Source organism: Psychroflexus tropicus DSM 15496 (assembly GCF_000378765.1).
In the GTDB taxonomy this organism is placed as follows: domain Bacteria; phylum Bacteroidota; class Bacteroidia; order Flavobacteriales; family Flavobacteriaceae; genus Psychroflexus; species Psychroflexus tropicus.
Window position 1 is genome coordinate 868346 of sequence record NZ_KB905343.1, and the last position, 22553, is coordinate 890898.

The 22553-nt window shown below is 38.1% G+C and carries 24 protein-coding genes; 12 read left to right on the plus strand and 12 right to left on the minus strand.

The genetic code is table 11. The annotated features are described in order from the left end of the window. Positions 1–29 precede the first annotated feature (29 nt). Positions 30–743: an SDR family oxidoreductase gene (locus tag F598_RS0108925; protein ID WP_019038704.1), complete on the plus strand. Its 714-nt coding sequence runs from the start codon at positions 30–32 to the stop codon at positions 741–743. 70 nt (positions 744–813) lie between these two features. Here F598_RS0108925 and F598_RS0108930 read toward each other — a convergent pair whose 3' ends face one another. The 4 genes from F598_RS0108930 to F598_RS0108945 all read right to left on the minus strand — a co-directional run bounded on the left by F598_RS0108930 (position 814) and on the right by F598_RS0108945 (position 3153). Next, entirely contained in the window at positions 814–1680 is an 867-nt protein-coding gene (locus F598_RS0108930; RefSeq protein ID WP_019038705.1) for a sigma-70 family RNA polymerase sigma factor, read from the minus strand. A gap of 116 nt (positions 1681–1796) precedes the next feature. Next, the gene (locus F598_RS0108935; RefSeq protein ID WP_033408481.1) at positions 1797–2225 is read right to left on the minus strand and encodes a hypothetical protein; all 429 of its coding nucleotides are present in this window, start codon (positions 2223–2225) and stop codon (positions 1797–1799) included. Beyond that, positions 2225–2611 carry a hypothetical protein gene (locus F598_RS0108940; RefSeq protein ID WP_019038707.1) on the minus strand — a complete coding sequence of 129 codons (387 nt, stop codon included), beginning with the start codon at positions 2609–2611 and terminating at the stop codon, positions 2225–2227. The genes F598_RS0108935 and F598_RS0108940 overlap by 1 nt, the downstream gene beginning before the upstream one ends. 107 nt (positions 2612–2718) lie before the next feature. Further along, positions 2719–3153: an FKBP-type peptidyl-prolyl cis-trans isomerase gene (locus F598_RS0108945; protein WP_019038708.1), complete on the minus strand. Its 435-nt coding sequence runs from the start codon at positions 3151–3153 to the stop codon at positions 2719–2721. A 180-nt stretch (positions 3154–3333) separates the two neighbouring features. Here F598_RS0108945 and F598_RS0108950 point away from each other — a divergent pair, with 180 nt between their 5' ends. Together F598_RS0108950 and F598_RS0108955 are read left to right on the plus strand one after the other, a co-directional pair. Beyond that, on the plus strand, positions 3334–3768 hold the full coding sequence (locus F598_RS0108950; protein ID WP_019038709.1) for a DUF2452 domain-containing protein: 435 nt from the start codon (positions 3334–3336) through the stop codon (positions 3766–3768). Position 3769: 1 nt separating this feature from the next. Continuing rightward, positions 3770–4615, plus strand: coding sequence for a dienelactone hydrolase family protein (locus tag F598_RS0108955; protein ID WP_019038710.1), 846 nt, complete (start codon positions 3770–3772; stop codon positions 4613–4615). 76 nt (positions 4616–4691) lie between these two features. Here F598_RS0108955 and F598_RS0108960 read toward each other — a convergent pair whose 3' ends face one another. Next, on the minus strand, positions 4692–5537 hold the full coding sequence (locus F598_RS0108960; RefSeq protein ID WP_019038711.1) for an OmpA/MotB family protein: 846 nt from the start codon (positions 5535–5537) through the stop codon (positions 4692–4694). A 45-nt stretch (positions 5538–5582) separates the two neighbouring features. Further along, positions 5583–6242 carry a uracil phosphoribosyltransferase gene (gene upp / locus F598_RS0108965; RefSeq protein WP_019038712.1) on the minus strand — a complete coding sequence of 220 codons (660 nt, stop codon included), beginning with the start codon at positions 6240–6242 and terminating at the stop codon, positions 5583–5585. A gap of 128 nt (positions 6243–6370) precedes the next feature. Between upp and F598_RS0108970 the strand changes: the two genes are divergently transcribed. Continuing rightward, complete coding sequence (locus F598_RS0108970) at positions 6371–8335, plus strand: aconitate hydratase (RefSeq protein WP_019038713.1); 1965 nt, start codon at positions 6371–6373, stop codon at positions 8333–8335. A gap of 67 nt (positions 8336–8402) precedes the next feature. Here F598_RS0108970 and F598_RS0108975 read toward each other — a convergent pair whose 3' ends face one another. Beyond that, complete coding sequence (locus F598_RS0108975) at positions 8403–8819, minus strand: thioredoxin domain-containing protein (protein ID WP_157594981.1); 417 nt, start codon at positions 8817–8819, stop codon at positions 8403–8405. 119 nt (positions 8820–8938) lie between these two features. Here F598_RS0108975 and F598_RS0108980 point away from each other — a divergent pair, with 119 nt between their 5' ends. The 5 genes from F598_RS0108980 to F598_RS0109000 all read left to right on the plus strand — a co-directional run bounded on the left by F598_RS0108980 (position 8939) and on the right by F598_RS0109000 (position 12980). Next, on the plus strand, positions 8939–10183 hold the full coding sequence (locus F598_RS0108980; protein ID WP_019038715.1) for an NAD(P)/FAD-dependent oxidoreductase: 1245 nt from the start codon (positions 8939–8941) through the stop codon (positions 10181–10183). Positions 10184–10230: 47 nt separating this feature from the next. Beyond that, positions 10231–10788 (plus strand): DUF4251 domain-containing protein, encoded by a 558-nt coding sequence (locus F598_RS0108985; RefSeq protein WP_019038716.1) that lies wholly within the window; start codon positions 10231–10233, stop codon positions 10786–10788. A 166-nt stretch (positions 10789–10954) separates the two neighbouring features. After that, positions 10955–11647 (plus strand): hypothetical protein, encoded by a 693-nt coding sequence (locus F598_RS0108990; RefSeq protein WP_026302620.1) that lies wholly within the window; start codon positions 10955–10957, stop codon positions 11645–11647. Positions 11648–11658: 11 nt separating this feature from the next. Continuing rightward, positions 11659–11949 carry a hypothetical protein gene (locus F598_RS0108995; RefSeq protein WP_019038718.1) on the plus strand — a complete coding sequence of 97 codons (291 nt, stop codon included), beginning with the start codon at positions 11659–11661 and terminating at the stop codon, positions 11947–11949. 2 nt (positions 11950–11951) lie between these two features. After that, entirely contained in the window at positions 11952–12980 is a 1029-nt protein-coding gene (locus F598_RS0109000; protein ID WP_019038719.1) for a patatin-like phospholipase family protein, read from the plus strand. A gap of 176 nt (positions 12981–13156) precedes the next feature. Here F598_RS0109000 and F598_RS0109005 read toward each other — a convergent pair whose 3' ends face one another. Continuing rightward, a complete protein-coding gene (locus tag F598_RS0109005) occupies positions 13157–13879 on the minus strand; it encodes a class I SAM-dependent methyltransferase (protein ID WP_019038720.1) in 723 nt (240 codons plus the stop codon). 554 nt (positions 13880–14433) lie between these two features. Here F598_RS0109005 and F598_RS0109010 point away from each other — a divergent pair. Beyond that, complete coding sequence (locus tag F598_RS0109010; protein WP_019038721.1) at positions 14434–15003, plus strand: Crp/Fnr family transcriptional regulator; 570 nt, start codon at positions 14434–14436, stop codon at positions 15001–15003. A 70-nt stretch (positions 15004–15073) separates the two neighbouring features. Next, on the plus strand, positions 15074–15814 hold the full coding sequence (locus F598_RS0109015; protein ID WP_019038722.1) for an acyl-CoA desaturase: 741 nt from the start codon (positions 15074–15076) through the stop codon (positions 15812–15814). A gap of 80 nt (positions 15815–15894) precedes the next feature. On the opposite strand, the gene F598_RS0109020 is transcribed toward F598_RS0109015, so the two are convergent. The 3 genes from F598_RS0109020 to F598_RS0109030 all read right to left on the minus strand — a co-directional run bounded on the left by F598_RS0109020 (position 15895) and on the right by F598_RS0109030 (position 19762). Next, on the minus strand, positions 15895–16305 hold the full coding sequence (locus F598_RS0109020) for a GxxExxY protein (protein WP_342661934.1): 411 nt from the start codon (positions 16303–16305) through the stop codon (positions 15895–15897). A gap of 228 nt (positions 16306–16533) precedes the next feature. After that, positions 16534–19029: an ABC transporter permease gene (locus F598_RS0109025; RefSeq protein ID WP_019038724.1), complete on the minus strand. Its 2496-nt coding sequence runs from the start codon at positions 19027–19029 to the stop codon at positions 16534–16536. A 43-nt stretch (positions 19030–19072) separates the two neighbouring features. Further along, entirely contained in the window at positions 19073–19762 is a 690-nt protein-coding gene (locus F598_RS0109030) for an ABC transporter ATP-binding protein (RefSeq protein ID WP_019038725.1), read from the minus strand. A 25-nt stretch (positions 19763–19787) separates the two neighbouring features. Here F598_RS0109030 and F598_RS0109035 point away from each other — a divergent pair, with 25 nt between their 5' ends. After that, positions 19788–20537, plus strand: coding sequence for an arylesterase (locus F598_RS0109035; RefSeq protein WP_026302623.1), 750 nt, complete (start codon positions 19788–19790; stop codon positions 20535–20537). A gap of 2 nt (positions 20538–20539) precedes the next feature. Here F598_RS0109035 and F598_RS0109040 read toward each other — a convergent pair whose 3' ends face one another. Next, positions 20540–22348: an ABC transporter ATP-binding protein gene (locus tag F598_RS0109040; protein WP_019038727.1), complete on the minus strand. Its 1809-nt coding sequence runs from the start codon at positions 22346–22348 to the stop codon at positions 20540–20542. Positions 22349–22553: the final 205 nt, after the last annotated feature.

Sequence of the window (22553 nt, forward strand, 5' to 3'; positions counted from 1 at the left end):
TTTAAATTCAAACAAAAATTATATTTAGAATGAAAAATAAAGTCGCATATATTACAGGAGGAAGTAAAGGTATAGGATTTGGCGTTGCTGAAGCTTTGATGCAGCAAGGAGTGAACGTGGCCATTACCAGTCGGTCACAATCCTCAGCAGATGAAGCTGCTGCAGTACTTAATGCATCTAATACTGAAGCTAAAGCTATTGGTATTGAAGCCGATGTGAGACAAATGAGCCATCAAATTAGTGCTGTACAACATATCTTAAAGGAGTTTGGCCAATTGGATTATGTGATTGCCAACGCTGGTTTGGGTCACTATCATAGTATTGAAGATTTGACAGAGGAACAGTGGAAAGAAACGATTGATACTAACCTTACTGGAGTGTTTTTCAGCATTAAAGCTTCAGTAGATGCACTTAAGAAAAGCAAGGGCTATTTTATTACGATATCCAGCTTGGCAGGAACAAATTTCTTTGCTAAAGGCTCTGCATACAATGCCAGTAAATTTGGTGTCACTGGGTTTACTCAGGCTGTGATGCTCGACCTTAGAGATTATGGAGTTAATGTCTCAACCATTATGCCTGGTTCGGTAGCTACACACTTTAATGGCAATACCCCAGACGATAGTGATGCCTGGAAAATTCAGCCAGAAGACTTAGGCGAGTTGGTTGTAGATCTTTTTAAAATGAATCCAAGATCTTTACCAAGTAAAGTAGAAGTAAGACCATCTCAACCTCCGAAAAAATAAGTCGAGATTCACTCATTAAAAAAGCCATTCAAATTGAATGGCTTTTTTAATATTAATCAAACATTGGAAATTATCCCAAATATTTTTTTAGCATCTTATTTTTAGACTGATGCTTAAGGCGTCTGATGCCTTTTTCTCTAATTTGTCTTACTCGCTCTCTACTTAAATCGAACGTATCACCAATTTCCTGAAGTGTCATCGCTGGTTGATTGCCAATACCATAATTTAATCGAATGACATCAGCTTCTCTTTGAGAAAGAGTTTCTAAAGCTCTGTTGATTTCAATACTTAAAGAATCTCTCATCAATTGATCATCTGGAGTAGGGGACTCGCCAGAACTCAACACGTCATACAAGTTGGAATCGTTTTCACCCTCTTTAAATGGAGCATCCATAGAAAGGTGTCGTCCCGAATTTTTAAGAGCTACTTTCACCTGAGATTCACTCATATCCAATTCTTTAGCAATTTCAATTGCAGAAGGTGGACGTTCATTTACTTGCTCCAGGTGTGAAAATGTCTTATTGATTTTATTGATGACTCCAATTTTATTCAATGGTAATCTTACCACACGAGATTGTTCTGCTAGAGCCTGCAGGATAGATTGTCTGATCCACCATACGGCATAAGAAATAAATTTAAATCCACGTGTTTCATCAAAACGTTTGGCAGCTTTCACAAGCCCAACATTACCTTCATTGATTAAATCTGGTAATTTTAATCCTTGATTTTGATATTGCTTAGCAACAGAGACGACAAATCTTAAATTAGCATTAGTTAATTTTTCCAAAGCCACCTGATCGCCTTCTCGAATACGCTGAGCTAACTCCACCTCTTCCTCAGCCGTAATTAAGTCAACCTTACTAATATCCTGGAGATATTTATCTAAGGACTTCGATTCACGATTAGTGACTTGTTTGGTAATTTTAAGCTGTCTCATATATAATTTTTATATAATAGTTAATAACTGTAATCTCGCCATAATACGACATTAAACCGAGAAAGTCAAGTCTTATTGTGATATAAAGGTTTAAATCTTAGTTTTTTATAAAAATCTTAAGAAGATAGAAAGCTTAATCCAAAAATGAACACTACTGTCCATTGAAAAGCCCTGTATAAATTCCCACGACTAAGCTTTTCTGCGGAAACTTCGATGTGTTTTTGACTTTCAATATTTTGATGTAAGGGCACAAAAAATAGAAATGTACTTATCCAGATAGAAACCACCAATAGGGTGTAAATTAAATGTAGTAGAGAAAACTCTATGATTACAAGATATAAGGCCACTGCTGCCTGAATAAACATAAGCGGAGCCACTATTATTGTTATTCTAGGAGTATAAACTTTATGCCATGTAATGAGGTCCTTTTCTTGATAAAATAAAAACCCAGGGTAAACAATGAGTTGCACCATCCAAATAAGGACGACCAATCCAAAATCAATAACTAATCGAAGCGTTGTGATGTGATCCAGTAAACTTTGCATTATTCAGTTAGTTTCCAGTTGTACTCTTGATGTACCTTTTTCAGAATCAAAAAGAAGGGGATCCACCACACAAAATCATTGGTAATCAAAGTGTAAAAAAATTCGAAAGGCACTTTTCCTTCAACATAATTGAACACGAAACCCAGTGGTCCAAATAGTTTGCCAAGGAAACCTACTGCCACTATGGGCCAATGCCTTAAGGGATCGTAAGAAGCCCACCAATAGCCTAGACCGTAAACTCCAATCACCATCCCCATACCTTGCCAAATCATGGGCTGGGTAGGAAGTTCCATACCTACAAGTTGAAAAAAATGATTGGGGAAAATAACCACCCAGGCTCCCCAAAGTATATTATAAACTGCAGCTAGTTGTAATGTTAATTTCATGAGGCAAAAATAGCTATACGGCTGTGAACAAGTTTAAATATTATTAAAATTAATGCATAAAAAAAGCCACTCGTTAAAGTGACTTTTTTTGATACTATATAACTAAATTAGCTTTTGATTTCGACTAATTCTAATTCGAAAGTCAAATCATGACCAGCAAGCGGATGGTTAGCATCTACTACAATATGGTCATCATTTACTTCTGCAACTCTTAATTGACGCTCAGTTCCGTCAGGATTTTGAGAAACTAATCCCATTCCAACTTCTGGCTTAATTTCTTCAGGAAGTTGATCTTTACCTACTTGCTGGAAAAGCTCTTTTCTTACTTCTCCGTAAGCCTCTTCTTTAGGGATTTCTATGGTTTTCTTTTCTGCTTCTTTCATATTAAGTACACCAGTTTCAAATCCTGGAATAATAGTTCCTTCACCTAATGTAAATTCAATAGGTTCTCTTTCTAAAGAACTATCGAAGACTTGACCTGTAGAGGCTAATTTTCCAGTGTAATGAACTTTTACGGTGTCTTTTTCTTTAACTTGACTCATAATTTTAAATTATTGATTTCTAATTAATTAGATTTCGTTGTTAATTCTGTGCAAAGGTAGAATTTAGAATTCCAATCCCAATTTTATCTACAACAAATTCAGCATTTTAAAGGAATTTTAACCTTAGCGAAGAGGTAAATTGAAAGAATAGAATTTAATTTCGTCTCATATTTAATAATTATGGGAGAAAATTCAAAAAAGCCAGATCAGGTTGTGTATAATGAAGACACTGGAAAATACGATGCCAGTTTATTACCTTATGCAACGAATTCTGCGGCTCCCAAAATCACATCGACAGATTTAACCGGTTGGAAAAACTCAAATGTGAGTAAGGTAAATCATCAGATCAAAACTGAATATGATGAGTTAAGATCTAAATATGAAAAGCTAATTGCTCAATACGAGTATAACAACCTTATATATAGTGCAGAATTTAGTTTTGAACCCATTGTAGGTGAAGTTTATCATCTTTATGAGAAAAAAAGTGGAACTATATTTTTATCTATAATCTCTCCCAATGAATGTAATTTTAAATTCAAAGGGAGTTTCAAACTCAATGAAGATAAAATGTGGATCCGTCTCGATAACCCTAAATCTAAATTAGAAAATAATTAATATGAACGGATTGAAAAGTTTAAGTTTTTTATTCATAGCAATTTCGCTATTAAGTTGTAAATCTGAAGGAGAAAAGGCTTCCACGAAACAAGTGGAGCAAATCCAGACCGAAGAAGTTGAAATCATAGGAAAGGAAATCTCCTATAAATCAGATTCTACTGTTTTGAGAGGTTATATCGCTCACAATGAATTGATTGACCAGAAAAGACCTGGGATTATCGTCGTTCATGAATGGTGGGGTCACGATGAGTTTGCCAGAGAAAAAGCCGATGAGTTGGCAGAAATGGGTTACGTTGCCTTAGCGGTAGACATGTATGGAGAAGGTAAGCAAGCAAATCATCCTGATGAAGCTATGGCATTTTCCAGTAATGTGATGAAAAATTTTGACACGGCAAAGCAACGTTTTATGGCTGCTGTAGAAACTCTTAAAGCTGATAAAAATGTTAATCCAGATCAAATATCTGCCGTAGGTTTTTGCTTTGGCGGAAGTGTAGCCTTGTCTATGGCTAATGCTGGTGTTGATTTAGATGCAGTGGCAGTCTTTCATAGTGGATTAGGTCTTCCTGTTATGCCAAGTGAAAAATTAAAGGCCAAACTTTTAATCCAAAACGGTGCTGAGGATATGATGATTACCGATGAACAGGAAAAAGCATTTAAAAATCAATTAGAAGCCGTGAATGCAGATTATGAATATATAGCTTTCGATGGTGTAAAGCATTCATTCACTAACAAAGATGCTGATAGCTTAGCTAAAAAACACGATTTACCATTAGCTTATGATAAGGAAGCATCCGAAAAATCTTGGGAGAATATGACTGAATTATTTGAAAAAGTTTATAGCAACTAGAGTTAAGTTTGTTGCAAAGAAAAAGCCTGCTTAGATCAACTAGGCAGGCTTTTTTGATTTTGAGAGTTTAAGAGTTTTACTTTTTTAAGATTTCCATATATCTCTCAACTTTAGGAAGCAAAAGAATGGTTGTTCTTCTATTTTTTGCTCGACCTTCTGCCGTAGAATTATCAGCCACTGGCATAAAATGCGAACGACCAGAGGCGATTAAACGATCTCCTCCAACCTGAAATTTATCTTCCAGAGTTCTTACTACAGAAGCAGCCCTTCTAATACTCAAATCCCAGTTGTCTACAATGTAAGAAGATTCCGCAATTTTCATATCATCGGCATGACCTTCAACTCTAACATCCATATTGGGTTCAGAATTGATGACTTCTGCAATCCTAGCCAGTAAATTATAGGCCTTTTTATCTACCCAATAGCTTCCGCTTTTAAACAGTACCTGATCGGTAAGAGTGATTCTAACGACAGGATCTAAAACCTTAACATTGATGGCAGCATCGGCAACTCTATCCTCATCTTTCATTTGCTTAAGCAAATTAGATTTGATATTATATGCTACTGCTAGATTAATAGAATCTTCCAGAGTCATGGCCTGAGAGCGTTGTTCTGCAGGCATCTTAGAAAAGACTCTTCTTAAATTTGCTTTTGCTGATTCTGAAACTAACTGGCCACTGTTAGTCAGTTCGATCCTGTTTTCAGAACTCCCCTGAAGCTCAGCAATTTTTTGCTTGTAGGAGGTGACTTCACTTTCAAGTTGCATGTAGCTTTCGTTACAAGACTCTTTTTCAGATTTCAGCTCAGAAAGTTCTTTCTCAAGAGCTGTTTTTTGATTTTCAACTTGGTTCAGTTGCTTTTTAGAGACACATGAAGTTAATAATACTGCAAATAAAACTGTAATTGTAGCAATTTTAGTCATAAGTAGTTAGTTTTAAGATAAATGTAAAAATATTTTCAAAATAAACTACAATTTTTTTCCAAATGCTAAATCTCCTGCATCTCCCAAACCTGGCATGATATAGCCCTTTTCATTTAGATCATCATCAATATCAGCAATCCATAAGTGAGCATGGTCTGGCAAGTATTGATCAATAAGACCTACTCCTGCTTGAGCGCCAACTACAGAGAGGATGTGAGTAGATTTAGGCTTACCTAATTTTTCTAAAGCCTTTAATACATGCAACATCGATAAGCCAGTGGCCAGCATAGGATCTGCTAATAGGAGAGTTTTACCTTCCAAGCTTGGAGAAGAGAGGTATTCTACAACAATATCGAACTCTTCATCAGCGCCAGACTCAGCCTGCTGTCTATAGGCAGATACATAAGCGCTATCCGCCTCATCAAAATAATTTAGAATCCCGTTATGTAAAGGAATGCCCGCCCTTAAAATAGAACAAATCACAAGGTCTTCATCTACAATTTCAGAAGCAGATGGACTAAGTGGAGTTTCAAACTCATGTGATTTGTAATTGAGAGTTTTACTCATTTCGTAACACAATACTTCGCCAATACGTTCAATATTACGTCTAAATTTCATTCTGTCTTTCTGAATGGTCTCATCACGAATTTGATGTAAAAAATGATTGAGTACTGAATTGGATTGACTTAGGTTGTGAATATGCATGATGTTTTTTTTCAAAAGTAATGGATTTCAGTAAGAGAATCCAAGGCCTTATAAGAGTTTAATCTTTGTTAATTTTATTTTGAATTGTTTTAATATTAGTACTTTAAAAGTTCTAATCTAAAAGCATAATGATGGCTAAAAATGTAACTCAAAAATTGATAGAATCTCATCTCATAGAAGGAAAAATGACGCCAGGTGAGGAGATAGGGTTAAAAATTGATCAAGCTTTGCTTCAGGATGCAACGGGTACTTTGGTCCAGCTAGAACTTGAAGCTATGGGACTAGATCGAGCTAAAACTGAAGTGGCGGTTCAATATGTAGATCATAACTTACTCCAAACGGACTTTAAAAACGCAGATGATCATAAATTTTTAAAATCAGCAGCGCAGCGGTTTGGATTATGGTTTAGTCGACCAGGGAATGGTGTAAGTCACCCTGTCCATATGGAGCGTTTTGGGAAACCTGGTAAAACGATGGTAGGTTCAGATTCGCATACCTGTGCTGCTGGATCACTGGGAATGCTTGCTATTGGAACTGGAGGTCTAGATGTGGCGGCAGCCATTGCAGGACAGCCTTATTTTGTAAAAATGCCAAAGGTAATGGGCGTAAAACTCACCGGAAAATTACCAGATTGGGTCAGTGCCAAAGATGTGGTTCTGGAAATGCTAAGACGACACGATGTAAAGGGCGGGGTTGGAAAAATCATCGAATATTATGGAGATGGTTTAAATGAATTGAGTGCTATGGACCGCCATGTTATCGCCAATATGGGAGCAGAACTTGGAGCAACAACGACTGTGTTTCCAAGTGATCATGAAACCAAACGCTTTTTAAAGTCTCAGGAGCGCGAAGCAGACTGGAGTGAGCTACTAGCCGATGAAGGTTGTGATTATGATTTTCATGAAGAGATTATTTTAGATGATTTGGTCCCTCTTATAGCCTTACCTACAAGCCCTGGTAATGTAGTGTCAGTAAGTGAAGTAGCTGGTAAAGAAATTAGCCAGGTGGTGATAGGTTCTTCTGCCAATCCTGGGTTACGTGATTTTTGGGTGGCCAGTGCCATTGTAAAAGATAAAAGTGTAAGCCCGGAAGTAAGTTTTGATATCAACCCTACCTCAAGGCAAATCATGCAAAATATGATCGAAAATAAAACCTTTGGGAATCTGATTAAGTCTGGGGCCAGGTTTCACCAATCGGGTTGTATGGGCTGTATTGGTATGGGTCAGGCCCCAGCCAGTGGCACTATCAGTTTAAGAACCATGCCCCGTAATTTCCCAGACCGAAGTGGAACCAAAGACGATCAGGTGTATTTATGCAGTCCGGAAACTGCAGCAGCATCAGCTTTAATGGGCAAGATTACTGACCCCAGAGATCTAGAGAAAGAATTCAATATGAGCTATCCAAAGTTTGAATATCCAACTTATGAAATCATCAACACCGATATGCTTATAGCTCCAGTTGAAAACAATCAGGAAGTCAACTTAGAAAAGGGACCAAACATCAAAACCTTACCAGAAATACCTGAGCTTGGGCATACTTACAAGGTTCCAATTCTCCTAAAAATGGGAGATAACATATCTACCGATGAAATTTTAAAAGCAGGAGCAGAGGTGTTGCCGTTTAGAAGTAACCTCCCTGAAATCAGTAAGTATTCGTTTACCGTGATAGATAAAACTTTCTACGATAGAGCCATGGAAAGTAAAGATTCTCATGGTGGACATGTTGTGGTAGCGGCCCATAATTACGCCCAGGGATCCAGTCGGGAACACGCAGCTTTAGCTCCAAAATATCTGGGTCAAGTCGCAGTTCTGGCTAAAAGCTACGCCAGAATAGCCTGGCAGAATCTAGTTAATTTTGGAATATTGCCACTCGAATTTATAGAAGAGGCCGATTATGATAAATTTGATCAAGGCGATGAAGTAGAATTAAAAGACGTAGTTAACTCGGTGAAATCTAAAGAAGATATCAAGGTCGTTATTCATAAGCCAGACGGCAGTACTCATAGCATCAAAGCGAAGCACTCCTTGAGTGATCGCCAGATCAATGTGCTCGTAAAAGGTGGTATCATCAATGATTTTAAAGAAAAGCTTTAAGCTAGAACCTTAGAACATTAAAAAAGCGCTCACCAGAGCGCTTTTTTATTATATAAAATAAATTTTATTATGGAAGCTTAGCATCCTTAGAATCCATTTCCTGTAGCTTCATCAGATCGTTAATGCCCTTGACTTCAATCACCTTTTTACCCCGCATGGCTATGGAATGCTTTAAGACCTGCGGATCTCGTACTAGAATTTTTAAAGCCTGATTTTCATCGAGTTTAGGATGATCACTCAGCTTTTCTTTTATAAATGGGTGATCGTTATTGATCAGATCTGATGGGTTTTTATCAAGTAATCTTGAGATCTCTCCCCACTGGGTTTCTGTCAATTTCACTTCAGCTAGATTGATTAGTACTTTTTCTGCTTTAGTTGCTTCTGCAACCGCTATGCTTTGTTTAGCTATTCTATTATCTGGATGATAATATAGTTTTAATTCATTTCTATTTTTGGCGATAACTCCCATATCTTTGTTGCTCATGATTACTATTAATTTTTTTTCTAAAATAATCATTAATCGAAGGGTTCAGAAACATTTAGGAATATTTTGAGGTTTAAATAGTACAAGATTAGCGACCTTGAAGCAAAAGAAAAATTACAATGCCGGAACATAAAATTGCAATAATTGGAGCGGGGTTAAGTGGACTTGTGGCTGCAATCAACTTAGAAAACGCAGGATTTAAACCAGACATTTTTGAAGCTACAGATCGGGTAGGAGGTCGTGTCAAAACTGACTATCGAGAAGGCTATAGTTTTGATCATGGTTTTCAGGTTCTCCTTACCCAGTATCCTGCAACAAAGAAATATCTAGATTACGATCTGCTCGAGTTACAAAAGTTTTACCCTGGAGCTATTATCTACAAGAATAAAAATCAGGATAAAATCGGAGATCCCTTAAGGCAGTTAAGTTTACTGTGGCCAACCCTAACTTCAAAAATCGGTAGCATTGCCGATAAATTAAAGGTACTGAAGCTGAATACAGAATTGAAAAAGAAAAGCTTTGATGATATTTTTTTGGCTGAAGAAAAAACAACGCATCAGTATTTAAAAGATTATGGCTTCTCGGATGAGATCATTCATAATTTCTTCAAGCCTTTTTTCACTGGTATTTTTTTAGAACACGAATTAAAGACCTCTTCCAGAAAATTTGAGTTTGTCTATAAAATGTTTGGAGAGGGGAGTGCAAGCATACCTAAAAAGGGCATTCAGGCAATTCCTAATCAATTAATGGCTCAACTCAAGCACACGAAGTTTCACTTTAATTCACCGGTTAAATCCATTCAGGACCAGAAGGTTACTTTTAAAGATGAAAGCACCAAACATTACGATTATGTCATAATTGCGACGGAAGCCTCACATCTCATCTCCAATCTTAAAAATCAGCATTCCACCTGGAAAAGTGTCGACAATTTTTATGTTACCGTAAAAAATCGAGCTTTTAGTGAACCTATGATTGGTCTTATTTCTGAGGAAGAGGCATTGGTGAATAACTTCTATTATGTAAGTGAACCTCATGCCAAAGAGCATTTACTCTCAGTAAGTGTTGTCAAACCACATGACTTGTCTCAGGAAGAACTTAAAACCAGAATCACTAAAGATTTAAAAGATCACGTTGATATAGAAACTCTTGAGTTTATTAAGTTTTACCATATTAAAAAAGCCTTACCGATCATGCAATCTGTAAATTATATGTTGCCGAAATCGGAAACACAGTTGAAAGATCAAATCTTTTTAGCTGGAGACCACTTAGCCAACGGTTCTTTAAACGCAGCGATGCTTAATGGTGAATCAGCTGCTCAGGCTGTGATTTCTAAAATTAAGGATGGAATAATTAATGTAGGCTAAATATGATTTGGCATTAAAGTTGGTCTAAAGTATTAAAACATAGAATTATGAATATTAGATCCTTGTTTTCCTTAGTCTTAACACTACTCGTCAGTAGCAGTGTTCTGATCTCCTGTGGTACATCTAAAATAGCTTCAGACGAAGAGATTAAACAGTTAGATCAACTTGTAGAAGAAAGGCAATTTGAATTCGATCTTCAGTTTGCCAGACCATTAGTTACCAATAGTCTTAATCAACTCGACAATGCAGGCTTTTTTATGCCAGGCGATAATGCTTCAAGGATTAATCTAAGTGGTTTTTCTACTCGCTTCGAATTCAAAGGGGATAGTGTGGTGGCTAATCTTCCTTATTTTGGAGAACGCCAAATGGGCGGTGGATTTAATTCTGATACGGGTATCAACTTTGAAGGGATTGCTAAAGACCTCAATCTGGTTAAAAAAGAAAGCCAATATCAGCTCAAATTCAATATTAAGGGAGAAGGGGTTGAAACTTATCGGGTCACTGTCACGCTATTTCCAGGCTTTTCTGGCACGATCAATATCAATAGCGCTCAGCGATTCCCCATTCGTTACGATGGAAATATTAGTATGAACACTGAAGATTGATTTCTTAAGGAGAAGAAACTCACTTCTCATCGTGTTCGATTGATTTTAAATCATTAATTGACCGCCAAAAGACTAAATACTAAAAAAATCAACTTATTTATGAGTTTGATTACTAGAGTATTGCACAAAATGAGTTATCTTTATAATCATCCTAAGTCTATTGATTATGAGATATCTGTGCATTTTTATGCTGGCGATATTGACTTCATGCGTGAGCATACCCCACGAAACTCTGGTCTTATCCAAAACTTTAGGTGAGGATTTGAAAGAATTGAAACGTTCGCATCTCAGTACCATCAACATTTATTACACGAACTTAGAATCTAAAATCGATCGATTTATAGATGAAGTCTACAGCCCGTTTATTATTCAATTTGTATTGGAACGTGAATTTGATAGTTTTGAAGCTAATGAGCCTTCGATAATTAGCACTTTAGAACGCGCTTCCAGACCAGAAGCTACTCAGGACGATACTGAAAAAGCTTTAAAGGCCATGGTCGACTTTCAAACCTATGCCACCCAGCAAATCGCTAAGAAACGTGCTGAATTGCTGCAACCTATTAAAAGCGAACGATTAGAACTCGTCAGCGCTCTTACCAACTCTTACGACAATGCTATAGCTGCCAATGCCACACTCACTGGTTATTTGGCCTCTGTAAAGGATGTGAAACAAGCTCAAACCGAGTCCTTATCGATCATTGGCATTGATAGAGCAGAGGTGGACCAAAACCTGCTAAGAGCCTCAGAGGTTCTGGATCAAATCATCACCAAAGGTAAAGCCATTGATGTTGAAGCTGAAGATGCCAGAAGCCAAATCAATGCTTTAATAGAAGAAATCAAACGTTTGACTAACCGATAAAACCTAATCCTATGAGCAACAGATTAAAACGATTATTTGATGAAGCCGATGCAGCCTTCGATGGATTATACGCCAGGGAGGTAGAGGAGCTTAACGGACTCTCAAGAGCGGAGATCAATGAGATCACACCAGACACCACAGACCTCAAAACCTATAATGTGTTGGTGAAACTGGTGGAAGAAGCTTCCAGAGAAAACATGAAAAAAGCAGAGCTAATCCAGCAAATCAAAGAGATTGGCGATGTCGGCGTAAGCATTGCCAAAAGAGTCAGTGGATTTTACGAAGACCTTAAAGATTTTTAGTAATGAGTAAAATAAGAATCCTTTCGATAGACGGCGGTGGCATTCGGGGTATTTTGCCTGGGGTGATTTTATGCCGACTGGAGGAGAAGCTTCAAAAATTTAGCAACAATAAATCTGCAAAGCTGGCCGATTACTTTGATTTCTTTGCGGGCACCAGTACCGGTGGAATTCTGACGCTTTCGTATTTAATACCAGACCAAAGTGGAAGACCTTTATTAACCGCAAAGCAGTCTGTGGACTTGTATTTACAACGCGGAAAAGACATTTTTGATGTCAATCTCTGGCAGAAACTCAGTAGTGGATTTGGCATCGCTGATGAAAAATACGACGAACAAGAATTAGAAAAGGCTTTACAGGACACCTTTCAGGAATACTGGCTCAGCGACTTGATAAAGCCTTGTATCATCAGTGCTTATAATGTCCAACAAGGAAGGCCACACTTCTTTAAACAGCATAAATCAAACAAAAACATTTATAATTTTCAACTCAAGGACGTCGCAAGGGCGACCTCTGCAGCACCTACATATTTTGAAGCTGCCTGTATTGAAAATCAAACAGGAGCAGCATTTCCATTGGTCGATGGTGGTTTATTTGCCAACAATCCTGCCATGGTAGCCTATTCTGAAGTTCATAATATGGAATTTCAGGGCATGCCCACCAAACCAACGGCTAAGGACATGATGATTGTGTCGATTGGGACTGGCAGTAAAAGTAAGTCTTACGAGTATAAAAAAGTAAAAAACTGGGGACAGCTGGAATGGATCAAACCCGTGATTGACATTATGATGTGCGGAAGTTCTGTGAGTACAGATTATCACTTAACTCAAATCTTTGATGGTTTAGAACCAACCGATAAATCGGCGTATTACAGACTGGAGCCTAAAGTGATCACAGCAGACAGTGCTATGGATAATGCCAGCTTCAAAAATTTACAACGCCTGGAAGCCGATGCCTTAAGTTATATAGCTAATGAAGCAGTGGATCTGAAGCTTACAGAAATCGCCAATCGATTAATAGCTAAAGGAGGATAGGACTATATTTAGAAACGAATATAAAATGATATGTGATGATACAATACAAATTCTAAATATTTCTATTTTACATAATATAAATTATGAGACAGAATAATCTACTTTAGAACGTTACGTGTAGAACTCTTAGAATTTTACCATTACATCGTTACAGATATAACTCCCTTTAAGCAAATTCACTCCTTTCCAAAAACCATACAATGCTGCCAGGGCAAATTATCAATGTTTTCAATTAAGGTAAATCCTGCAGCCTTCATTTCTTTTACCGCTTGAGCTTCGCTCATTTTATGTAAACGTTTAATGGGTACTTGTGGATCTTCGGCTCTGTATTCGATTAAATAAACTTTTCCGTCAGAGTTTAAACCTTTTTTGATGGAAGCCATCATTTCTACCGGATACTCAAATTCGTGGTACACATCCACCATCAGAACCTTATCAACCGTGTTTTCAGGAAGTTGAGCACTTTGTTCTGTCCCCCGAATCAATTCCACATTTTCAACTCCTTGTTTCTTCTTTTTGTCTTTCATGGCCTGAAGCATTTCCGGCTGTATGTCTACAGCGTAGACTTTTCCTTCTTTTACCTGAGGAGCTATTTTAAACACATGATAACCCGAACCGGCGCCGATATCGGCCACTACATCAGTTGATTGAAAATTCATATTGTCTAAAAGTGTACTGGTGTTTTCTTCCTGTTCGCGATCTGAACGTTCGAGCCAGTTCATACCCTGATAGCCCATCACATGGGAAATCTCACGACCCATATACCATTTACCAATGCCTGAGTAATCTCCTGGTTTGTACTCGTATACAGCCTCATCCGACTGGCTTTGACTTTGGCAGGCGGTTAATGGCAATAAAATAAGTAGTGAGAGTATATAAAATGCTTTAGTTAGGTTCATAATCCTCAAATTTTAAGTGAGTTACTAAGTTAGCGACTCAGTCACAAACGTTTACTAAGCTGAGCTTAAATTCAGTTGTAGTTTTTTTGCTCACCGCAGAGACGCAGAGAGCGCAGAGGAAAATACACTGCTGATCTTCCCCATGCATTTCACTTTTGAGTTACAGTTCCTAGTATTCACCACAGAGACACGGAGAACACATAGTTTTCTTTGCGATCTTAGCATCCCTGCCTTCCTGTGTGAAACGCAGGCAGGTTTGCGGTTAATATTATATATTAAGTATTTCAAGAGTTGTTAAATCGAACCAAACATTAAATTCAATGTATGGCAAAGGCGAAGAGTGCGCTGAGTTATAGCATCAGATAACTCTAAATACTATCCACAATGTAAAATAGAAGAATTTTTAGTCGTTTGAAACCCTGCCTTCCTAAGTGAAACGCAGGTAGGTTTGTGGTGAAATGAAATAACCTCAAACAATGCAGTAAATTTGTTAACAAGTTACGACTATAGTCTGGGTTCTTTTATATTCGTGTTTATAATTAAGGCACTTACTATTGGAACAAATCAAAGCGTATTTAGAGCAACTCGTTGACATTTCACCAGAGGATTGGGCCTATTTCACTTCTAAACTCCAGCCTCGCTCCTTCCCTAAAAAATCAAAATTACTGGAGCTTAACCAGGTCGAAAACCATATTTCATTTATCCAACAAGGAACGGTTCGGCTTTATATACCCAAAGAAGATCCCGAGAAAGAAATCACTTTTGGATTTTGTTTTAAGAATGAGTTTGTGAGTGCTTACGATTCGTTTTTAACTCAAAATCCTTCGGCTTATGAGCTTGAAACCCTTACGCCTACAACGATGATGAGTATCACTTATGAAGATTTGCAACTGGTGTACGCCAAAACTAAAATCGGTAATTTAATTGGTCGACTTACCGCTGAACGGCTTTTTTTAATTAAATCCAGGCGTGAGCAGGATCTGCTTCACCTGTCGGCTGAAGAGCGTTATCTCAATTTGTTTAAGCAACGTCCCGAACTATTAAAGGAAGTTCCACTCAAATATATCAGTTCCTATATCGGCGTGACTTCACAGGCCTTAAGTCGTATTCGTAAGCGATTGTAAGCCCTCATTTATTGATTTGGGTTCATTGTTTCGGTATGAATCGCCCGCTACCTTTGCAAAGAAAAAAGCTATGTGGATTATTCTTTTCGTTCTGACCTTGTGGTACGGAGGTTTGTTTTTTCAGTCTTTCTTTTTACACCGCTATGCCGCTCATCAGGTGTTTAGCATGTCAAAACCTATGGAGCGTGTCACTTACGTCCTTACTTGGATATTTCAGGGACCAAGCTATTTAAGTGCATATGGCTACGGGATCATGCACCGCATGCATCACGCTTATACCGATACGGAGAAAGACCCCCACTCCCCTGCTTACGATGCCAACTTATTTGCGATGATGTGGAAAACCAAAAAGATTTATCACCAGATCAATACGCAGGCAGTTGCTGTTGATCCGAAATTTACCAGAAATGTGCCACAATGGAAGTCCTTCGATTTATTTGCAAGTTCTAGAATATCACGTTTGTTATGGGTGATGGCTTACATTACGTTTTTTGCTTTTTTCGCTACCACCTGGTGGGAATGGGTTTTATTGCCAATTACGTTTTTGATGGCGCCTATTCATGGGGTAATCATCAACTGGTTTGGACATATTTTTGGTTATGTGAATCACCAAATGAAAAACACCAGTAAAAACCTGTTTAGATTTGACTTTTTAATGATGGGTGAAGGCTATCATAACAATCACCATAAACACGCAAGTCGAGCCAATTTTGGAGAGAACTGGTATGAAATCGATGTGACTTACTTGATCATAAAAATCCTGGATGCTTTGGGTCTAATCCAACTGAAACCGATAAAAGTTAGAGATTAAATAATTTAAACCTAGTATTAGTCTAATAATTGATGAAGTTTGTACCAGCACGGAGGCACAAAGAACACTGAGAATTAAAATTACAAATACCCATTTAAAATTCTTTTTAGTCCGTTTTTGAGCAGTACCTCGTTGAAATTTATTAGTAATCCTAATTTCAGATCTTTTAATTTTAAATAAGTCAGCAATTGAGCTGTATGAATATCAGTAAGTGCCTCAATACTTTTAATTTCTATAATAACTTTTTGGTCTACCAAAATATCAATTCTATAGCCCGCATTGAGCTTGACATTTTTATAAACAACTGGCAATGCGAGTTGTTGTTCGACTTTTAACCCCAATTCCTTAAGTTCATATGCTAAACAGGTTTCGTAAGTACTCTCCAAAAGTCCTGGACCAAGTTGTCTGTGAACTTCTATAGCCGCACCTATAATTTTCGTAGCAAGATCATTTTCACGTACAATTGAAAATATTGGAAAAGAATACTCAATTTACGAATTTATCAACAATAAAATTTTTAATTAATTAACCATTTCGTTAATACATATAAACTCACCACAGAGGCACAAAGAACACCGAGTTTTTAATCAAAAGCTCGTTTTCTCTCCGTGCACTTTGTGACTTTGTGGTAAATAAATTTATAATTTACACCGATCAAATTCACCAAGAAGGCACAAAGTATACAGAGAATCAATAATTACAATTTGACTCATTACACCTTAGGCTTCCTTCCTAAGCACCTCAAGTGGTGAGCTTCTAAGCACGCTTTGGATGTTGCTCAGACCAATCAAAACCACTAAAAGGCTAATTCCAGGCAGGAACATACCAAAGGGAATCCAGGATGGAACAAAGGCCTGTTCAAACACAAATAAAGCCAGGCATAAACTACTCACCAGAGCCAAAACAATACCTACCAGACTTCCCAGCAGTCCCAAGAAGACATACTCCAAGGCTGATATTTTTAAGATCTGAGTATTTTTAGCGCCGAGTGTTCGTAAAAGCACACTCTCTTTTATACGCTGGTATTTGCTGGTCCTTACCGATCCAATTAAAACGATAATACCCGTTAGAATACTAAAAAAGGCCATGAAATTGATCACCCAGGACACTTTATTCAGAATATCTTCGATTATGCTGTAAACCTGTCTCAAATCGATTACCGTAAGGTTAGGGAATGCAGCGACTAAATCTCTCTGTAGGTTTGCAGAGGCTTCTTCATTAGCCACAGCGGTCGTGATTACATCAAACTGCGGTGCCTTTTCCAGTACACCCGAGGGAAAAAGAATATTGAAATTAGGCTTTAAAGCGCCCCAGTCAATTTTACGTATACTTTTAACCTGAGTCTTTTTTAAAACGCCCTGAACATTAAAAACCAAGGCATCACCTACTCCCACTTTGGCATCTTCAGCAAAGTTTTCTGAGATAGAAATAGGCACTGTTTCTCCCTCTGAAAAGGTCGAAACCCACTCTCCTTTTACAACTTCTTCTGAATCTGTAAGCTGATCCCGGTAAGTGGTTCTAAATTCATGATTCAGGACCCATCCCCTGATGGTACTGGTGGTGTCTTTACGAATTGCATTTGCTGTCTTGTCATTGATTTGCTGCACACGCATGGTCACAATGGGAATATTGTCTAAAATTGGAGCTTCATTCTCAGTTAGAGTTTCAGCCACTGCATCACGCTGATCCGACTGGATATCCAGTAAGATTAAGTTGGCGTTTTGAGTCGATTGCTCCACATTGGTTTTCTCTAGTAAAATATCTTTCGTAAAATATAGAGTACTGATAAGGAAAGTCCCCAGGCCTATGGTCACGACTAAAACCACCGTTTGATTGTTAGGACGAAATAAATTAAGTAAACTTTGACGCGTGGTGTATCCAAAGCCCTTAGGGAAATAGTTCCGAATAAGATTCATCACTCCGATTGCAATTCCTGCCAAAATGGAAAAGGTAACCAAAGTACCACCTATAAAACCTAAAGCATATAAGGCATCGTCCAACAGCCAGAATGAAAAGAAATACAGAAAAACAAGAATGGTACTAAAGACTAATATTCGAGCCTTTTGAGGCTGAGGCAGCTTATTTTCAGTAACTCTTAAAACTTCCAAAGGGGAAACGTACCAGGTGCTTAATAAGGGTAATAAAGCAAATAACACCGACATCAATACCCCTAAAATAACTCCCATCAGGATGGGTGCAAAGGCTATTGAAATTTCTACGTCGAAGGGCAAAAATTCTTGCAAAATAATAGGGAAAAGCTTCTGAAGCCCGACCCCAATTATAGAACCAATAAGCCCCCCGATAAAGCCAATGCCAGCGATTTGCAGGAGAAAAATGATAAAGCTCTGTCGTCGAGAGGCGCCCATGCATTTTAAAACGGCAATGGACTTCAATTTTTCTTTGATGTAAATATGTACGGAGCTAGCAATCCCAATACAACCCAATAATAAAGCAATAAAAGCAGCTAAATTCAGGAAATTACCTACATTTTCATAGCGTCGACCCAAACGCTGGCTGGTGCTGGTGTGCGTGTCCAAGTCGGCTTCTTCCGCATCCAGCTGCGGATCTATTTGGTCTTCAAAGGCTTCTAAATCCAGACTGTCTGAAACTTTAAAGAAATATTGATATTCTTTTCGGCTTCCAAATTGAATTAATTCGGTCTGATCAATAAGATTTCTGGGCATGAGCACTGGTGGAGCTACTGATGTTGAAATCGCTGTACTACCGGGTATAGCTTTTAAAGCACCTGCAATGGGAAGTGTCAACTCCCCTATCTTAATCGAATCTCCTGGCTGAATGTCAAATTGAAGCATCAGTGTGGCATCAACCAGCGCTCCTCCTTGCTTCTGATAGACTTCTGCAGCCGATTTCGGTTCAGTGTCGATACTTCCATAAAATGGAAACTCTCCTTCCAGACCTCTTACCTTAACTAATTTGGTGTTACCGTTTTTAGGGAAGGCTACCATCGACACAAAATTTACTTCTGAAGCTTGAGGTTGAAGAGAATCAATAATTTCCTGTGCGCGTTCGTTGGGCAGATCGTCACTATCAATAATATAATCGGCACCCATCAAGGCTTTGGATTGTTTCTGAATATTATCCTTGAGATTGGTTCCAAAAAGCTGAATAGATACCACCGCAGCGATACCTAAAACGATGGAAGCCATAAATAAAAAAAGTCTTACGCGGCTGGCTCTGGCATCACGCCAGGCCATTTTGAACAACCATTTCGTCGTCTGTTTCATAAAATTCTCTGGCTTAATGAGCGATTGAAGATTCCTCAGTTAAAATTTGTCCGCCTTTAAGACGAAGAATATGCTGAGTTTTTCTGGCGAGTTCCAAATCATGAGAAATAATGACTAGGGTTGTCCCCGCTTCTCTATTCAATTCAAATAAGAGCTCGATGACTTTATTGCCTGTCTCTTCATCTAAATTTCCCGTAGGCTCATCAGCAAATAAAATGGAAGGCGCATTGGAAAATGCACGAGCTAAAGCGACACGCTGTTGCTCTCCACCAGACAATTGTGAAGGATAATGATCCAGGCGGCTTCCTAAGCCTACTTTTTCCAAAAGAGCTTTACTTTTTGCTTCGGCTTGCGGATTGCCTTGAAGCTCCAGAGGCACACTTACGTTTTCTAAGGCGCTCAGAGTTGGTAAAAGTTGAAAGTTCTGAAAGATAAACCCTACTTCTTTATTTCTAAGTTGAGCACGCTGATCTTCATTGAGATCTGATAGATTTTGACCGCATAATTCTACCTGACCAGCACTGGGCTGATCGAGTCCGGCACAAAGTCCGAGTAAAGTCGTTTTTCCGCTACCTGAGGGACCTATGATAGAAAAGGTTTCTCCCTTCTGAATTTCAAAATTGATATTTTTTAAAACTGTTAATTCTTTGCTTCCACTGTTATAGGTCTTTTCCAGACCAGTAATCTTTAATATATTGGGCATTGTTTTCTCAATTTAAACTTAACTTATGCTAAAGTTTCAAAGTAATCAATCCTTCTCAATCTCAAAAGCTTACACCTCGAAGAGCCTCATAAAGTTTTGTTATTTTACATGTTGTTTGCTGCTCTTGTCTTGCGGTGAATCTAAAAATGAAAAACCTAAGTCTTCAGAACCTATAAATAACCAAAAGGAATCCAACACTGAAGAATCTAAAGAAGATACCAAAACCATTTTATGTTTTGGAGACAGCATTACTGCTGGCTATGGACTGGAAGACACTAAAGATGCCTATCCGAATTTACTACAGCAAAAGATAGATTCGCTTGGACTCAATTACACAGTGATCAATTCAGGATTGAGCGGAGAAACAACTGCCGGTGGAAAAAGCAGAATTTCATGGGTCCTCAACCAGGAAGTGGATATTTTTCTTTTAGAATTAGGGGCTAATGATGGACTACGCGGAGTTGCCATAAGCGAAACCCGATCGAATTTACAATCCATAATCGATAAGGTGCAAACTAAAAGCCCTTCGACGCAAATCATATTAGCTGGGATGCAGCTGCCACCCAATATGGGGCAGGATTATACAAGTGACTTTAAGCAGGTCTTTTCTGAATTAGCTTCAAAAAATAACATTGAATTTATCCCATTTATCTTGAAAGACGTTGGTGGTATTGAAGAATTAAATCAAAATGATGGCATACATCCTAACGTTGAAGGACATCAGATTGTCGCTGAAAATGTCTGGGACGTCCTCAAACCAATGATTACGAAGTAATATTATCTATAGCCTTCAGCTTGCAACTCATACAATTCTGCATACAACTGAGGAGAAGCTAATAATTCCTCGTGGGTTCCGATTTCTAGAATTTCACCACCCTGTAAGACCAAAATACGATCGGCCATCCTAACGGTGGAAAAGCGGTGTGAAATAATGATGCTGGTGCGATCCTCGGTAAGAGCGATGAATCGCTGAAAGACTTCAGACTCCGCTCTGGCGTCTAAGGCTGAGGTAGGCTCGTCTAAAATAATGATAGGCGCATCAGACATATAAGCTCTGGCGAGTGCTATTTTTTGCCACTGTCCTCCAGAGAGCTCTGCTCCTTTTCTAAACCGTCGACCTAGACCCTGCTCATAGCCTTCAGGTAAACGCTCTATGACGTCATTAGCAAGACTTTGTACCGCTGCATTTTTAATTTTATCCAGATTTTGTTCTTCTTCAATATTTCCAACGGCAATGTTGATTTTAGCAGTGAGGTAATACTTCACAAAATCCTGAAAAATAGCACCAAGCATTTTTTGATAGTCTTGTTTCCTATACTTATGAACAGGAACACCATCCATTAAAATTTCACCGCTAGTAGGTTCATACAATCTGAGTAAAAGCTTAATCAGTGTAGTTTTACCTGCTCCGTTTTCCCCTACTAAAGCTAACTTTTCTCCTTTAATCAATTCGAAAGAAATGTTATTCAGTACGTTTTTCTCTGACTGTGGATAGCGAAAGCTTACATTTTTAAATACAATACTTTGCTTGAATTCTTGAGGCGCTTCAAGATACTGCTCCGGATGATCACCACTGAAATCCATATCAATAAATTCAAAGTAATCCTGAAGATACATCGCACTTTGCGTGATGTTGGAGAATCTTGAAAAAACGGTTTGCAACTGTCCCCGAAGTCGACTAAAAGATCCAGCAAGAAACGTAAGATCCCCTATAGTTACTAATCCTGCAACGGCTTTAAGAACGATAAAGACGTAAGCACCATAATAAGCCAAATCGCCAAAAATGTGAAAGGTGCCGCCCCACAAACTTTTATTTATCGATAGACGCTTATTGGCCTTGTAATATTTATCAGAAATGCGCTTAAAAGTGTTGCTTATAAAATCAGCCAGACCAAACAACTTAATTTCTTTAGCGGTTATGTCACTTGCGCCAATCATTCGCATATAATCCAATTCCCGACGCTCCGGCGTCCAGCTTTTTTGCAATGAATAGGTCGACTGACTGTATTTCAGCTCATTGATAAAGGAGGGAATGATAGAAATCACCAACAGAACAATCAATATCGGGTAAAAATATATCAATCCTGAGATCAGAGAAATAATAGTGATAATGTCCTGAATCTGAGACAAGACATTAGACATCAAGGAAACTCGACTGGTGGTTTGTTGACGAGCACGTTCCAGTTTATCGTAAAACTCAGAGTCTTCTAAGCTGGCTAATTCCACTTTAGCTGTTTTTTGAATCAATTCTATAGACGATGCATTAGAATATAAATCGCCAAGAAGTCCATCGGTTAGACCGATTAACCTGTTGAATACATCACTGAGTATGGCCAATCCTAATTCAATACCGATAAGCCAGTATAGACGAGTTAGATCTTTAGTCTCCAAATCGACCTGGAAAATCACTTCATCGATGATTTCCTTCCCTACCCATAACAAGGCAATAGGGATCAAAGATTTTAAAAGTCTCAGTAGCACATTGGCAATAAATAGTCCAGGATGCGTATGATAAACTTTAGATAAAAAGCGTGGAACATATTTTAAAGAAGAGAAACTTGCTTTTTTCTCGCGAGGTCGAGCCATATACTAAATGAATTGAATACAAAGATAAGGGAATAGTTTGGAGGTAGTCTTCGGTTAACAGTTATGAATTTTCTGTAGTCGTGTAGTCGTGTAGTCGTGTAGTCGTGTAGTCGAAAAATAAATAATATCGACGCAATAGCTTTAATTAATAATTATGAATTTAAAATTAAGATCATTAAAGAGTCTTTAACCATTTTACTTTTTG

What these genes read in the sequence shown, in the direction of transcription:
- F598_RS0109030 (WP_019038725.1), bottom strand. Translation starts at nt 19,762, where the DNA reads ATGCCCAATATATTAAAGATTACTGGTCTGGAAAAGACCTATAACAGT.
- F598_RS0108980 (WP_019038715.1), top strand. Translation starts at nt 8,939, where the DNA reads ATGCCGGAACATAAAATTGCAATAATTGGAGCGGGGTTAAGTGGACTT.
- F598_RS0108995 (WP_019038718.1), top strand. Translation starts at nt 11,659, where the DNA reads ATGAGCAACAGATTAAAACGATTATTTGATGAAGCCGATGCAGCCTTC.
- F598_RS0109015 (WP_019038722.1), top strand. Translation starts at nt 15,074, where the DNA reads ATGTGGATTATTCTTTTCGTTCTGACCTTGTGGTACGGAGGTTTGTTT.
- F598_RS0108975 (WP_157594981.1), bottom strand. Translation starts at nt 8,819, where the DNA reads ATGAGCAACAAAGATATGGGAGTTATCGCCAAAAATAGAAATGAATTA.
- F598_RS0108945 (WP_019038708.1), bottom strand. Translation starts at nt 3,153, where the DNA reads ATGAGTCAAGTTAAAGAAAAAGACACCGTAAAAGTTCATTACACTGGA.
- F598_RS0108925 (WP_019038704.1), top strand. Translation starts at nt 30, where the DNA reads ATGAAAAATAAAGTCGCATATATTACAGGAGGAAGTAAAGGTATAGGA.
- F598_RS0108955 (WP_019038710.1), top strand. Translation starts at nt 3,770, where the DNA reads ATGAACGGATTGAAAAGTTTAAGTTTTTTATTCATAGCAATTTCGCTA.
- F598_RS0108960 (WP_019038711.1), bottom strand. Translation starts at nt 5,537, where the DNA reads ATGACTAAAATTGCTACAATTACAGTTTTATTTGCAGTATTATTAACT.
- F598_RS0108990 (WP_026302620.1), top strand. Translation starts at nt 10,955, where the DNA reads ATGAGATATCTGTGCATTTTTATGCTGGCGATATTGACTTCATGCGTG.
- F598_RS0108970 (WP_019038713.1), top strand. Translation starts at nt 6,371, where the DNA reads ATGATGGCTAAAAATGTAACTCAAAAATTGATAGAATCTCATCTCATA.
- F598_RS0109000 (WP_019038719.1), top strand. Translation starts at nt 11,952, where the DNA reads ATGAGTAAAATAAGAATCCTTTCGATAGACGGCGGTGGCATTCGGGGT.
- F598_RS0108935 (WP_033408481.1), bottom strand. Translation starts at nt 2,225, where the DNA reads ATGCAAAGTTTACTGGATCACATCACAACGCTTCGATTAGTTATTGAT.
- F598_RS0108930 (WP_019038705.1), bottom strand. Translation starts at nt 1,680, where the DNA reads ATGAGACAGCTTAAAATTACCAAACAAGTCACTAATCGTGAATCGAAG.
- F598_RS0109035 (WP_026302623.1), top strand. Translation starts at nt 19,788, where the DNA reads ATGCTAAAGTTTCAAAGTAATCAATCCTTCTCAATCTCAAAAGCTTAC.
- upp (WP_019038712.1), bottom strand. Translation starts at nt 6,242, where the DNA reads ATGCATATTCACAACCTAAGTCAATCCAATTCAGTACTCAATCATTTT.
- F598_RS0108940 (WP_019038707.1), bottom strand. Translation starts at nt 2,611, where the DNA reads ATGAAATTAACATTACAACTAGCTGCAGTTTATAATATACTTTGGGGA.
- F598_RS0109040 (WP_019038727.1), bottom strand. Translation starts at nt 22,348, where the DNA reads ATGGCTCGACCTCGCGAGAAAAAAGCAAGTTTCTCTTCTTTAAAATAT.
- F598_RS0108985 (WP_019038716.1), top strand. Translation starts at nt 10,231, where the DNA reads ATGAATATTAGATCCTTGTTTTCCTTAGTCTTAACACTACTCGTCAGT.
- F598_RS0109005 (WP_019038720.1), bottom strand. Translation starts at nt 13,879, where the DNA reads ATGAACCTAACTAAAGCATTTTATATACTCTCACTACTTATTTTATTG.
- F598_RS0109025 (WP_019038724.1), bottom strand. Translation starts at nt 19,029, where the DNA reads ATGGCCTGGCGTGATGCCAGAGCCAGCCGCGTAAGACTTTTTTTATTT.
- F598_RS0108950 (WP_019038709.1), top strand. Translation starts at nt 3,334, where the DNA reads ATGGGAGAAAATTCAAAAAAGCCAGATCAGGTTGTGTATAATGAAGAC.